15 protein-coding genes are annotated in these 13082 nt (G+C 67.6%); 10 read left to right on the top strand and 5 right to left on the bottom strand.

The annotated features are described in order from the left end of the window. Positions 1-27 precede the first annotated feature (27 nt). Positions 28-1254, bottom strand: a complete 1227-nt coding sequence (locus J0O65_RS04650) for a PrpF domain-containing protein (protein WP_215404557.1) — start codon at positions 1252-1254, stop codon at positions 28-30. Between the two features lie 167 nt (positions 1255-1421). Here J0O65_RS04650 and J0O65_RS04645 point away from each other — a divergent pair, with 167 nt between their 5' ends. Then, complete coding sequence (locus tag J0O65_RS04645; protein ID WP_215404555.1) at positions 1422-1772, top strand: FlxA-like family protein; 351 nt, start codon at positions 1422-1424, stop codon at positions 1770-1772. A 41-nt stretch (positions 1773-1813) separates the two neighbouring features. On the opposite strand, the gene J0O65_RS04640 is transcribed toward J0O65_RS04645, so the two are convergent. Both J0O65_RS04640 and J0O65_RS04635 read right to left on the bottom strand, forming a co-directional pair. Further along, complete coding sequence (locus J0O65_RS04640) at positions 1814-3304, bottom strand: sensor histidine kinase (RefSeq protein WP_215404552.1); 1491 nt, start codon at positions 3302-3304, stop codon at positions 1814-1816. A gap of 2 nt (positions 3305-3306) precedes the next feature. Next, on the bottom strand, positions 3307-3996 hold the full coding sequence (locus J0O65_RS04635) for a response regulator transcription factor (RefSeq protein ID WP_215404550.1): 690 nt from the start codon (positions 3994-3996) through the stop codon (positions 3307-3309). A gap of 193 nt (positions 3997-4189) precedes the next feature. On the opposite strand from J0O65_RS04635, the gene J0O65_RS04630 reads away from it, so the two are divergent. From J0O65_RS04630 to J0O65_RS04620, 3 genes are read left to right on the top strand one after another with little or no spacing between them, the layout of a single operon-like run. Continuing rightward, entirely contained in the window at positions 4190-4681 is a 492-nt protein-coding gene (locus J0O65_RS04630) for a Spy/CpxP family protein refolding chaperone (protein ID WP_215404548.1), read from the top strand. Between the two features lie 30 nt (positions 4682-4711). Further along, positions 4712-4882 carry a hypothetical protein gene (locus J0O65_RS04625; protein ID WP_215404546.1) on the top strand — a complete coding sequence of 57 codons (171 nt, stop codon included), beginning with the start codon at positions 4712-4714 and terminating at the stop codon, positions 4880-4882. Next, positions 4840-5703 carry a dioxygenase family protein gene (locus tag J0O65_RS04620; protein WP_215404544.1) on the top strand — a complete coding sequence of 288 codons (864 nt, stop codon included), beginning with the start codon at positions 4840-4842 and terminating at the stop codon, positions 5701-5703. The genes J0O65_RS04625 and J0O65_RS04620 overlap by 43 nt, the downstream gene beginning before the upstream one ends. Here the strand turns inward: J0O65_RS04620 and J0O65_RS04615 are convergent. Beyond that, entirely contained in the window at positions 5700-5915 is a 216-nt protein-coding gene (locus J0O65_RS04615) for a hypothetical protein (protein WP_502793536.1), read from the bottom strand. The genes J0O65_RS04620 and J0O65_RS04615 overlap by 4 nt on opposite strands. Positions 5916-5935: 20 nt before the next feature. Next, positions 5936-6214, bottom strand: a complete 279-nt coding sequence (locus tag J0O65_RS04610) for a hypothetical protein (protein ID WP_215404892.1) — start codon at positions 6212-6214, stop codon at positions 5936-5938. Between the two features lie 55 nt (positions 6215-6269). On the opposite strand from J0O65_RS04610, the gene J0O65_RS04605 reads away from it, so the two are divergent. From J0O65_RS04605 to J0O65_RS04580, 6 genes are all read left to right on the top strand, one after another. Then, positions 6270-6836, top strand: coding sequence for a hypothetical protein (locus tag J0O65_RS04605; protein WP_215404542.1), 567 nt, complete (start codon positions 6270-6272; stop codon positions 6834-6836). Between the two features lie 87 nt (positions 6837-6923). Continuing rightward, positions 6924-7643 carry a hypothetical protein gene (locus J0O65_RS04600; protein ID WP_152252015.1) on the top strand — a complete coding sequence of 240 codons (720 nt, stop codon included), beginning with the start codon at positions 6924-6926 and terminating at the stop codon, positions 7641-7643. A 4-nt stretch (positions 7644-7647) separates the two neighbouring features. Next, the gene (locus J0O65_RS04595; protein WP_215404540.1) at positions 7648-9003 is read left to right on the top strand and encodes a hypothetical protein; all 1356 of its coding nucleotides are present in this window, start codon (positions 7648-7650) and stop codon (positions 9001-9003) included. A 10-nt stretch (positions 9004-9013) separates the two neighbouring features. Then, the gene (locus J0O65_RS04590) at positions 9014-11176 is read left to right on the top strand and encodes a hypothetical protein (RefSeq protein ID WP_215404538.1); all 2163 of its coding nucleotides are present in this window, start codon (positions 9014-9016) and stop codon (positions 11174-11176) included. Between the two features lie 20 nt (positions 11177-11196). Next, positions 11197-12243 carry an aminotransferase class I/II-fold pyridoxal phosphate-dependent enzyme gene (locus J0O65_RS04585; RefSeq protein ID WP_215404536.1) on the top strand — a complete coding sequence of 349 codons (1047 nt, stop codon included), beginning with the start codon at positions 11197-11199 and terminating at the stop codon, positions 12241-12243. Continuing rightward, positions 12227-13075: a hypothetical protein gene (locus J0O65_RS04580; protein ID WP_215404534.1), complete on the top strand. Its 849-nt coding sequence runs from the start codon at positions 12227-12229 to the stop codon at positions 13073-13075. Before J0O65_RS04585 ends, J0O65_RS04580 begins: the two co-directional genes overlap by 17 nt. Positions 13076-13082: the final 7 nt, after the last annotated feature.

The raw sequence follows: 13082 nt of genomic DNA, 5'->3' as shown, positions 1-13082 counted from the left end.
GGGGCGCCGTCCCTGCCTGGCCTTGTTTTAGATCTGTTTCAGCAGCCAGGCCTTCAGCGCGGCGGAAGCCTGGTAGAGCGGCACATGGCCGCGCAGCAGGATTTGCGCGCTGCGCCGGTACGCCGCGCCGTGGATGGCGATGTGTCCCGCCGGATCTTGACGCGCCACGATGGTGGTGTCCAGGATGCCGGCCGGGTTTTCGATGCCGACCTCGATATCCCTGTCTGCCAGCCCGACGGGCTGCAAGCCATGCGCCAGGCCATGCGCCACCGTTCCTTGTATCAGGCACGCCGCCGCCAGGCAGCAGCCGCCCGAGACGGCCAGCGAGGCGTGGCCCGCTTGCGGCGTAAAGTAGCGTACCGCAATATTTCCCTCTCGCGCCGCCGCGCCCACGATGCAGAACTTGGGGATGGTTTCGCTGCGTTCCAGTTCTTCCCGTGTCATCGATGCGCCATCGCGCCGCCGCAAGCCCATCAACAGTCCCGCCGCGCTCCACACCTGGCGGATGGCCTGCATGAAAGCCGTGTCCACCTCCAGTTCCCATACCGGTTCCTGCGCCGTCTTGCCGAACTGGCTCGCCAGCGCGATGACCATGGGCACGGCCACGTCCACGCACGAGACGTCATAGCCGTGCACCTGGTCTTGTACATTTCCTGTCGGTAGTAATTTGCCTGTCTTGGCGCCTGCGGGCTGCTGCAGGAACAGGTCGACGCGGGGGAAGTGGCCGGGTACGCCGGGAATGCTGCTCGCCGTAAAGCTGCCATCGAGTTCGCGCGTCATGCGCGAGGTGGTGATAACGCCCGTATTGGTGTTGCGGATATCGATATCGTGCGCGCCGATCGCCAGGGCCTCGATCACGCCGCTGTCCAGGCCCCACAGTTGCAAGGCCGACGACATATTGCCGCAGTTCACGCTCCAGTCGATATGCGCATGCTCGCCAGCCAGCTGCGCCAGGGTGCTGACCAGGCGCGGCCGGCCCGCATGCCGTTCCACCTCGGCGAGGAAGACTTTGTTGCTGGTGGGCGCGCCGCGTCCCAGGCCCGTGATCTGGCGGTTGCCTGGCAACGGGCCGGACTGGGGCGTGCCCATCAGGTGGCGCAGCAATTCCTCGCGCAGTGCCAGGTCCGGCGGCACGCAGGCCGCATGCAGAACCAGGCCCGTCGACGTGCCGCCACGCATGTGGTGGACGGGAAACTCGATCACGCCGCAGCGCTGGCGCAGCACGAGGTCGGGCAGGGCGGGCAGCAAGGGCATGGCGATCCGATCAAGGTGTGTCTGGGGACATGCCAGTGTGCCAGCTTTCTGTGCCGAGGAGCAAGGGTGCGTGCCGGCGGCCGTCTTTACCTGCCTTTACACCCGCCGCACTACATCCGTGCCCATGCCTGCCGTTAACCTTGGTATCGAAACACTGAGGAGGCATCATGGTAGCGGCAATCGGTTCAGGCGGCGCGGTCGGCACAGTCGGCGCGGCCAGTAGCGCCAGTGCGGGCGGCGGTGCGCAGATCGCGGCGCTGCAGAAGCAGATCACGGCGGCGCAAAAGCAGTTGACGGAATCGCAGAAAGGTGAGCAGACGGAAGCGTCGCAAAAGCTGCAGCAGCAGCTGGCGCAGCAAATCCAGGCCTTGCAGGCGCAAATTGCCCAGTTGCAAGCGGCCGCCGCGCAGAAGGCGGCGCAGCAAGACGCTCAGCCGGCCAGCGGCGCCGAGACGGCGACGAGCCCGGCCAAGTCAAGCGCGTCGACCCTGGGCAGCATCATCGATACGCAGGCCTGACAGCATCTCCGGGCATAAAGAACGCCAGGCTCGCCGACAGGTCAGCCTGGCGTTTTGACGGGCAACAGCATTTCCACGCACAGGCCGCCGCCGCTGCGCAAGCTGGCCGTGATGCGGCCGCCATGGGCGTTGATGACGTGCTGGGCGATGGCCAGGCCCAGGCCATGGCCGTCCGTGCTGTGCTGGGTATTGCTGGCGCGGAAGAATGGTTGAAAAATGCGGGCCAGGTCGGCGCTGGCCACGCCGGGGCCCCGGTCCAGCACGGCGATGCGCAGCCAGTCATGCTGGCACGACAGCTCCACGTCCACCGTGCCGCCATCGGGGCTGTGCTTGACGGCATTGCGCACCACGTTTTCCACGGCGCGCGCCAGCAGTTCCGGCTGGCCCGTGACCATGGCGTCGGCCGTGGCCGCGTCGCCCGCCAGATCGATGCCCAGCAGGCGCGCCCTGGCCTCATAGCGGGCGTCGTCCACGATGTCGTGCACGAGGTCGGCGATGCCGACGTCTTCGCCGTGCGCGTGCCCGGCCCCCGAGTGCCCGGCACCGGCTTCCAGCCGCGACAGGGTCAGCAGTTCACCGATCAGTTTATCCATGCGCTCGCTTTCGCGTTCGATGCGCCGCATCGAGGCGGCCATCTTTTCCGGCTGCTGGTGCGCCAGGCCGATGGCGGCCTGCAGGCGCGCCAGCGGCGAGCGCAACTCGTGCGAGACGTCATGCAGCAGACGCGTCTGGCTATCCATGAGGCTGCGCAAACGGCCCGTCATGCGGTCGAAATCGCGTCCCAGGTCCGTCAATTCATCGCCGCGCTTGCCGCTGGCGTGAAAGCGCGGCGCCAGGTTGCCGTGCGAGGCGGCCTCGAACGCTTGCCGCAGGTCGCGGATGGGGCGCGCAAAATACCAGGCCAGCAGGAAGGCGAACAGCAGGCTGGCGGCGATGGCGGCGGCCAGGGGAATGAAGGTGCGGTAGGGGCTGTCCATGCGCGGGCCGGGCGGCATGCCGCGGCCGAATTCGCCGCGTGGCGGGGCGCCCGCGTCGTGGGGCCGTGGCGCCGGGCCCATGGCGCGCGGGCCGCTCAGGGTGACGGCGTTGAGCGTGTCGCGCGCGGCGCCCGCCTCGGCATTGCGGAAGCGTTCGGACGAGGGCAGGAACAGCAGGTAGCGCTGGCCGTCGCTGCCGGCCACGTCGCGCACCACGGGATGGGCCTGGCTTTGCTCCAGCATGGCGCGCGCCTTGGCCAGCATGGCGGGATGCACCGCGCGGCCCATCAGTTCTTGTCCTTTGGCATCGACGGCGAACACGCGCATGCGTTCGAGCTTGCCGAGGAATTGCCGCAAGGCCCCGCTGCCGCCCGCTTCCAGGGTGGCGCTGGCGGCCTCGATGATCATTTGCGCGGGCGGACTGGTGTCGATGTCGAGGGCTCGCTCTTGCTGCGCCGCGCGGTTTTTCAGCCAGAAGGTGCCGCCGATGCCGATGGTGGCCGTCACTTGCGCCAGCATGATGCACAGAAAAAACTTCCAGAACAGACGGCCCACGCTTACTCCTTGATCAGCTGGTAGCCGAGACGGTACACGGTCTGCAGGCAGGAGCGGCCATCGGCCAGGCTGCCCAGCTTGCGGCGCAGGCTGCTCAAGTGCACGTCGATATTGCGGTCGAAGCGGGCCATGGGCCGTCCCAGGCCCAGTTCCGACAACTGATTCTTGCTCACGGGCTTGCCCGCATGGCGCACCAGCACTTCCAGCAGGTTGAATTCCGTGCTCGTCAGTTCCAGCTGCACGCCGGCCCAGGCGGCGCGGCGCTGCTCGGGCCACATCGTCAGTTGCCCCACGGTCAGCGGCGCCAGGCCCGACGTATCGTGCGGCGCGGCTTGCGAACGGCGCAGGATGGCGCGGATGCGCGCCGTCAGCTCGCGCGGCGTGCACGGCTTCGTCACATAATCGTCGGCGCCCAGCTCCAGTCCCACGATACGGTCCGTGTCGTCGCCGCGCGCCGTCAGCATCAGGATGGGCAGGTTGCTGCCGGCGCGGATGCGGCGCAAGGTTTCCAGTCCATTCATGCGCGGCATCATGACATCGAGGATGGCGATGGCATACAGGCCCGTCAGCGCTTCGGCCGCGCCGCTTTCGCCGTCATGCACGGCGCGGGCGTCAAAACCTTCCTGCGTCAGGTATTCCTGGAACATGCCGACCAGTTCCACGTCGTCATCGATTAACAAAACCTTGCTCATGCCTATGCTTTTTTCGGGTGAATATCGCCCGATGATAGCAGTCAAAGGGGGCCGTTCAGGACGCATTTACCCGCTTTTACATGCGTCCGCTTACATTTGCGCACCTTCCTTTACCCGCTTTTACGCGGCCCTAACGTTGCTTTACACGCCAGACGCCGACAATCAGGGCTGATCGCCACGAAAGGAAATCCCGATGAAATACCTGAGTATCGCCGTCTCCCTGTTGCTGCTGTCCGCCTGCGGCATGCCGCTGCTGGCGCTGGCCCAGCAAGCATCCGCACCGGACGGCCCGCCGGCGCACGCCATGGAAGGGCCGCCGCCCGGCGTCGTCCATGGTCCCGGCGGCCCGGGCGCGCCAGGCTTGCCGCCCTTCCTGCGCGGCATCGAGCTGAGCGAAGCGCAGCAGGACAAGATTTTCGCCGCCACCTACGCCCTGGCGCCCTTGCTGCGGGAACAGGAAAAGATCGCCTTCAAGGCCCATGCCCAGCTGCGCGCGCTGGCCGGGTCCGGCGCCTACGACGATGCGAAGGCCAGCGCGCTGGCCAGCACGGCGGCGCAAGCCATGGCGACGATCAGCTTGCAGCAGGCGCGGCTGGAGCAGCAATTGCTGGCCGTGCTGACGCCGGAACAGCGCAAGCAGGCGCAGCAGCGGGACGACGGCCGCCCCGGCCCGCGCCGCCAGTAGACGGCTGGCGCGAGCACAGGGAGAGTCAGCATGCGCATCCATGCCTTGCGTCCGGACAGCCGCTTGCAGGCGCTGCCGCGACGGGTCATGCAGCTTGTGTTCCTGTGCGCCAGCCTGAACCCCGCCTTGGCGGGCTTGCCCCACTTGATGGAGTATGTATGGAATTACATGATCTCGGCCTGGCATCCGACCTCGACATGATGCGGCGACAGGCTTTTGAACGGCGGCAAGTCCTGCGCTGGCTGCTGGCCGGCGCCGCTACTTTGCCTTTGATGAGCTGCGGCGGCGGGTCGGACGCCAGCGGTAGCGCCGCGAGCGGCGGCGCCAGCACCGGCACCGCCGCCACGGAGACGGCCGCGACGCCTGGCACGGGCGCCTGCACGGTGATCCCCGAGGAAACGGGCGGGCCGTATCCGGCCGACGGCACGAACACGAACGGCGGCAGCATCATCAACGTGCTGAACCAGTCGGGCGTCGTGCGCGGCGATATCCGTGCCAGTTTCAATGGCGCCACGGGCGTGGCGGCGGGCGTGCCGCTGACGATCAAGTTGCAGTTGCTCAACGCCAGCGGCGGTTGCGCCAGCCTGGCCGGCTACGCCGTCTATCTGTGGCATTGCGACCGCGACGGCCTGTATTCGCTGTATTCGAGCGGCGTGACGGCGCAGAATTATTTGCGCGGCGTGCAGGAAACGGACAGCGCCGGCAACCTTGTGTTCACGACCATCTTTCCCGGCTGCTACGCGGGACGCATGCCGCACGTGCACTTTGAGGTCTATCCCAGCCTGGCCAAGGCGGCCAGCGCGGCGAACCGCCTCAAGACCTCGCAGTTCACCTTCCCGATGGCAACGTTGAGCGAAGCCTACACGGCCAGCGGCTACACGGCCAGCGTGCGCAACCTGGCGCAGATGAGTTACGCCACCGACAATGTCTTTGCCGACGGCACCAGCCTGCAAATGGCCACGGTGATGGGCAATGCCACGGATGGCTATGTCGCCACCCTGCTCATCGCCGTGAACGGTTAGCTTGCCGTCATGAAACCCAGGTCGCGCCGGCTGACGTTGCCGATGCTCGGGAACACCTCGGCCAGCTGGCTGTCGGCCACGCCGAACCACGTGGCCAGGGTGGCGCCGTACTGGTCGACGGAGGTGGTCGGCAGCAGGGCGCCGGATCCCACGTCCAGCGCATGGCCCAGGCCCGTGACGGGAAAGGCGCCGTAGACGTCGTTGCCCTTCACGGCGCCACCCACGAAACTATTTACGTGTTGGCGACGTTTATTTTTTGCTGCGCGTTGGCAGGGTATTGGCGGTGATTTCGGCGCGGTAGCGCGAACTTTGTTTTTTGGAAACGGAAAATAATTCTTGCGCATCGCGGGCGTTGTGGCGCATAGGCGACGTAATCATTCCTGCCAATTAAGCTTGCTGGAAAGCTCATCCCGATAACGAAACCCGCTTCGCCGGAAACCATGGTTTTTACGCTATCGGCGAAACGCCGTTCGCCGCCCACCCCGCTTTTCCCTCTGTCTGTGGCTGGCATAAGCCTTGCGTCAAGGAGGCATGGGCCAGCCGCCCGCCTGTCACCGGAGCCTGTCATGACCAGCCGTCTGCTTGCCTATCGTCCCGAAATGGAATTGCCTGACGCACCAGTCATGCTGCCCCTGCAGCAGGAAGATGCGTTGGCACTGGCGGCGCAGTTACTGGAACTGCAGGGGCCAGCCCAATTCGACGCTTTCCTGGCGCGCCAGCTGGGCGCCACGGCGGCGGGCCAGCAGGTGCGCGGCACGCCGCTGGAAGGGCCGCTACGTCAGCTGCTGGGCAGGGCGGTGGCGCCGCTGCTGCCCTTGCATGGTGGTTCGCCGCAGGCGCTCAAGCGCCGCGCCGCAGGCATCTTCGGCATGGAACTGGAAGGATTGAGCCCGGAAGACAAGGAGTTTGAGCTGGCGCGCCAGGTCGTGCATCTGATCGATGCCGTCAACACGGCGCTGGCGCAGGACGGCGCCATGGCTGCGCGCGCGCCCAGGGCGCGGGTGGAAACTGCCCTGCTGCAAGTGGCCCGCACCGTGGCGCCAGGCTTGCTCAGGCAGGCGGCGCAAACGCCAGGACGGGACGCTGGCCGCTGGCGCCGCGAGGGCGGGCACATCGTCGTGCTCGATTGTTAGCCGGACGGCTGCTCAGTCCGGCCAGGTAGTGTCAACCGAGGTGTCAACCAAGGTGTGAAACGAGGTGCTAACTTTGAGGAGTTCATCATGCATGACATAGATCGTACGACCCTGGAATACGGACAGGAGATGTCCGGCTTTGAAGCGGAACAGTTCGAGTTTGGCCAGGGCGAGTGGAGCGGCGAGGGCGGCGCGAACGCCATGTTTTCCGAGGCCGAGGAGATGGAGCTGGCCAATGAACTGCTGTCGGTCAGCAATGAAGCCGAACTGGAACAGTTTCTCGGCAACTTCCTGCGCAAGGCCGCCTCGGTGGCGGGCGGCATCATCAAATCGCCTGTGGGGCAAGCCATCGGCGGCGTGCTCAAGGGCGTGGCGAAAAAGGCCATTCCCCTGGCCGGCGGCGCCATCGGCGGCTATTTCGGGGGGCCGCTGGGGGCCAAGATCGGCAGCGGCCTGGCCTCGGCCGCCGGCAGCGCGCTGGGGCTGGAAGGGGAAGCGTCGTCGAATGAAGACCGCGAATTCGAGGGCGCCAAGCAATTCGTGCGCCTGGCCGCCGACACGGTCAACCGCGCCGCGCAAGCGCGCGGCAATGGCGACCCGCGCGCCATCGCCCAGGCGGCGGCCAGCGCGGCGGCGCGCCAGTTCGCGCCCGGCCTGCTGGGCCGCGCGGCCAGCCAGGTCGCCACGCAGAACGGCAGCGGCGCGGGCGCCATGGCGCCGGCCGGTGCGCGTCCGGCATCGGGCATGCGTCCGTCCAGCGGGCGCTGGGCGCGCCAGGGCCACAAGATCGTCCTGTACGGCGTCTGACATCATGGCCATCGGCGCTTACGCTGCCTGGATGCTGGCGCAGGAGGCGCGCTCGCTGCTGACGCGGCTGGCGCGGCTGGAGCCGTTCGCGCTGATCGAGCCGACGGTGCTGGCGGCCGCCCTGATGCCCAGCGCCCAGTCGGCCATCGAAAGCCAGCTGGTGCAGGGCCGGCGCGAGTTGCGGCGCATGGTGGCCCAGTTCCAGTGGTGGCTGCGGCGCGAGCAGTCCGATGGCGCCAGCATGGCCACGGCCGCCGAGGCGCAGCGCCGCTTCACTTTCCTGCGCCTGAAATTCAATGCCGCGCTGACCCAGTTCGACCTGTTCAACGAGGTCATCACGCAGCGCAGCGAACACAAGACGGGCGTGTGGCTGGCCGGACTGGACATCGTCGCCGCCGACGCGCTGGCGCTACCCGGCAATGTGTACCAGGCGCCGCCCGTGATCTGCTACCTGGACCGGGGCCCTGGCGCGGCCATCCGCCGCGCGCGCACGCGACTGCCGGGCGGCGGCGACAATCCCGTGGCCATCATCCGCCTGCCGCGCGAACGCATGATCGGCAGCAGCATCGCCTCGTCGCTGGTGCACGAGGTGGGCCACCAGGGCGCGGCGCTGCTGGACCTGGTGGCGTCCTTGCGGCCCGTGCTGCAAGCCATGCAGCACGGCGGCAGCGGGGCCGTGCACGTGTGGCAGCTGTGGGAACGGTGGATCTCCGAGATCGTGGCCGATTTCTGGTCGCTGGCGCGGGTCGGCGTGGCCGCCACCCTGGGCCTGATCGGCGTGGTCAGCCTGCCGCGCGTGTTTGTCTTCCGTCTCAATATCGACGATCCCCACCCGGTGCCCTGGCTGCGGGTGCGCCTGAGCTGCGCCATGGGACGGGCCCTGTATCCACATCCGCAGTGGGACCGGCTGGAACAGCTGTGGCTGTCGTACTACCCGCTGGCCGGCCTGCCGCCGGCCCGGCAGCGGCTGCTGGAGCAGTTGCAGGCCAGCATGGCCGCGCTGGTGGGCTTGCTGGTGCAGCACCGGCCGCCCGCCTTGCGCGGCGGCTCGCTGGTCGAAGCCATGGCCGTGCACACGCGCCAGCCGGCGATGCTGGCGCGGCTGTTTCGCAGCTGGAACCTGGCGCCGGGGCAGATGTACCAGGCGACGCCGACCCTGGTGTTCGCCGTCCTGGGCCAGGCGCGCGCCAGCGGCAGCCTGAGTCCGGAAGACGAAAGCGAGCTGCTGGGACGTTTGCTGACCCACTGGGCCCTGCGCAGCACCCTGGACACATCGGAGCTGTGCGCCGACGTCGTACGGCACGGCCGCCAGCCCGGCAGGGCGCTAGCGCCCCTGGCATCCCGTTTGATTATCCATTGAGGAGAATGACATGAGCAGCAAGATCAGCAGCAAGAGGAATAGCAAAAGCGGGGTGGCGGGCCAGGCGGGCCCGAAACAGCACGGTGGCAGCATCGCCGTTACCGTGCACGAGCAGCAGAGCGGGGTCATGGTCGTCAATGCGGCCGTCAGCCTGTACCGGGGGCTTGATGCGGATTGCCATAATTTCAACCCCGCCACCTGGGTGGCGGATCCCGCCATGCTGGTGGGCGTGCGCTGGACCGACGGCAATGGCTGCACCGTGTTTTCCGACCTGGCGACGGGCAGCTACGTGGGGCTGTATGGCAATTTCCCCACCACCGCGCCCCAGTGCGTGACGGTGCAGGCAGGCTGCAGCGCCGTGCTGTGCTTCACGCCGCAGCTCAATCCGCAGGTGGCGCTGGCCTTCGAAACGCCGGACTGCCATCCCAGCGACTGCCAGTTCGGCAGGGTCGGCGACCGTGCCGTGGCCACCGTCTCGTTCGACGGCGATCAGAGCGCCGACGGCCGCGACCTGGTGCAGGTGCTGGCCGCCGCGCCGTGGGTGCCCATGCGCGGCACGCCGAACGCCTTTTCCACACAAGTGCGGCGCGCCGGCATGCACCGTTTCATGGCCCAGATGATGCTGTCGCAGCGGCCCGAACTGCGTAGCGCCTTGCCGGTGCCGGAAGGACTGAGTCCGAACGCCATGCTGGCCCTGGACGCGGAGTACGAGACGGAAGAGCGCCAGCCGCAACCCATCTCCGGCAACGTGGGCGTGTCGCTGACGCGCACGGAAACGGAGCCGACGGAAGACTTGCCGCTGTGGACCCTGATACGCAACAGCACCGAAGCGATGTCGTTTACGAATTACCTGCATTTCATGGACAGCCTGTTTTGCGGCGACCTGGCCAATGTGCGCGGTTTCGAGCAGGAACGCTTCGTGAAGAAGGCCGACATGTTCCAGCAGCTCAAGCAGCGCCGCGCGCTGCCGTTCTCGGATGCCGATTCCTACCGCGTGCTGAAGGTGGCGACGGAAGCGTTCGTGATGGTCAATTGCGGCGTGCTGAACCAGCCGCTGGCCTTCAATCCTGCCGAGGACAACGCCTACCTGGACCGGCGCGACATCCCCCAGGGGCGCGACCTGGAAACCGTGCTGCGCAACGATTACCTGGAAAACATCGACGGCTTCCAGACCTTGCCCTACCTGGCCGTGATCCGGCGCAAGCTGCCCGACATTCCCATCAGCATCCCGCGCGGCCAGGAAGGCGAAGTCGACCTGTGCTTTGGCATCATCCAGGAGAAGCTGGCCAATCCCTGCCTTCTGGAATTGATATGGTCGTACTGGCATGAGGAGGGCATGCTGGTGCAGACCATGAATGCCATCACGCAGCGCTTCCAGAATCTGCGCGCCGCCGGCGGCGGCCTCGATCCCCTGTCGAATACGGAAATCGACATGTTGCGGCCCCTGAACAACTTGCTGTGGGGCTACACGCAGGATGAGCAGCACCGGCTGACCGTGGTGCGCCGCAACTATGAGTATGACCACCATTACGGCGTGCGTCTCGATGGCAAGGCGGTACAGCACTTCCGGCCGGCCGATAGCCGCTCCAAATTCCTGGAGGCGTTCCACCACTTGCTGCGGCTGTTGACCTCGTTCTACAAGCAGGATGACGACACCACCGTCAAGGCGGACGCCTTCCCCGTGCTGAACGCCTTGAAGGAAATCCACCTGATCCTGTCGCAGGGCGCGCACAACCAGTTCGGCGACTTGCCATCGACGGCGCGCATCGAGATGCTGATGCAGCAATGGATGCTGGCGCGGCCCGAGTTTCGCGAATTTTTACCTACGCGCGTGATGGTGGCGTACCCGGAACCGTGGATGGACCGGGTCGACGCCATGAAGAAACTGCAGGGCTGGACGGATACGAGCGTGATGCATTTCCGTAACCTGGCCATCTTCGGCGAGCAATTGCTGCTCTCCGTGCGCTATGGCAACTGGAGCGACATCTATGAACCAACCCAGGCGTTCAACTGGGCGCGCTTCTGGCGTCCGCAAGTGCAGGGCTATATTCACGGCTACCGCGCCGCCACCGGGGTCGACCTGTCCGTCGACAGCAGCGACCCGGTGGTCGAGGCGACGATGCCCTCGGTGTTGCTGCGCCAGCGCCTGAGCCAGCAGCTGCGCAGCGTCTAGGGCGGAGGCGAGGCGCGTGCATGCTCGACTTTACCAGCGCCCTGTACCTGGGCATGCGCCATCCGGCGGCCTCGCTGGCGCCGTGGAGCAGCCTGACCCTGGGCCAGCCGGCCGCGCTGCAGGAGCCGCCCGGCGCGCTGGCCCTGGCCGCCAGCCTGGCCGTGCTGCAAGGTTGCGAAGCGGCTTGCGTACTGCCGTCGACCTTGCACCTGTTCTGGGACCTGTTCGGCATGCTGGCGGCCGAGCGGCTGGTGATCCTCGTCGATGGCGGCAGCTACGCCATCGCGCGCTGGGGCGCCGAGCGGGCGCAGGCGCTGGGCTTGCCGCTGCGACTGTTTCCCAGCGGCGAGATGGCCCCGCTGCGGCGCCTGGTGGCGGCCTGGGGCCGGCAGGGACGGCGGCCATTGATCCTGGCCGACGGCTATGTGCCGGGCAGCGAACAGGTCTTGCCGCTGGCTGGTTACGCGGCCCTGGCGCGGCAGGGCGGCGGTTATCTGTTGCTCGACGACACGCAGGTGCTGGGCCTGGCCGGTGCGCAAGGCGGCGGCTCGGCGCGGCTGCATGGCTTGCCGGGCGGCTGCGACAAGGCAGGCGGCCACCTCATCGTCGGCGCCTCGCTGGCCAAGGGATTCGGCGTGCCGCTGGCCGTGCTGGCCGGCAGCGGCGCCCTGTTGCGGCGCTTCGCGGCGCACAGCCAGACGCGCGTGCATGCCAGTCCGCCATCGGCGGCCGTGCTGGCGGCGGGGCGGCGCGCGCTGGCTCTCAATGCACGGCATGGCGACGCCCTGCGCGCCAGACTGGCGGAGCGGGTGGCGCAATGGCGCTCGGGAATGGCGGCGGCCGGCATCGCCTGCCGGGGCGGCAGCTTTCCCGTGCAGCGCCTGCCAGGCCGCGCCCATTTGCAGCCAGCCTTGCGTGCGGCAGGCGTACTGGCGTTGGCGCAAACGGGGGATGGTCCCGGCGCGCTGACTTTTCTGCTGCGGGCCGACCAGACGCCGCGGCAACTGGAGCAGGCGATGGACTTGCTTGAACATCACATCAGGAGGCGATATGAACGAAGCGTTTGAAATGCTGTCCTTTGCGGGGCAGCCAGCCGCCGCCGGCGAGCAGGAATGGCTGGGGGAATGGTCGCAGGAGTGGCAAGGGGAGGACGAGGCCGAATGGGAGGGCGAGCGCTGGCAAGCCGGTGGTGCGCGCGGCGGCATGCGTGGCGGCGGACTGCGCGCGCGGCCGCCCTTGCGCGGACAGCGGCGTCCTGCGCCGCCGCGCTACCAGGGGCAGGGCCGCCGCCCGCCCCGCTTTCCTCCCCAGCCCTTGCCCTATCTGCCGCCGCGCTACCGGGGCTGGGGCGGCTACCCGGCCATCTATCCCACGATTTATCCGGCGCCGTATCCCGTGGCGGAACCGCCGTTCGACGACCAGCAGGGCCTGGACCAGGGACAGGATCAGGGACAGGATCAGGGAGCCGACCAGGGACAGGACGACGACCAGCAGCAGGGCGAGATTCCGCCGACCCTGGCCGGCACCATCGGCCGGGTGCCGGAAGCGGCAGCCTTGACCTACCAGGCGCTGGGGACGCTGGCCAATGCGCTGCGCGACCCGAATGGCCGCGGCCCGGGCCTGTACGTGATCGAGTTCGATGCGGGGGGACGGCGCCGCGCCTACAGCGGGCAGACGGACGACTTGCACCGGCGCTTGCTGCAGCACCGCCTGTGCGGCCAGATGATGGGCGTCGACGTGAGCGGGCATCAGGTGTACGTGGCGCACCTGTCATCGGCGGCGCAGCGGCGCCGCATCGAACAGCGCATCCACGACGACATGTTCGCCAACCAGCGCGGTGTGCTGACGAACCAGCGGCGCGAACTGGAACTGGCCGTGCTCGGTGAAATGTGGGCCTGACGATAGC

The sequence above is a fragment of the Janthinobacterium sp. JC611 genome, assembly GCF_018682595.1.
Taxonomy (GTDB): Bacteria; Pseudomonadota; Gammaproteobacteria; order Burkholderiales; family Burkholderiaceae_D; genus Janthinobacterium.
The sequence above is the reverse complement of the archived record's forward strand: the minus strand, read 5'-3'. Positions and strand labels throughout refer to the sequence as shown.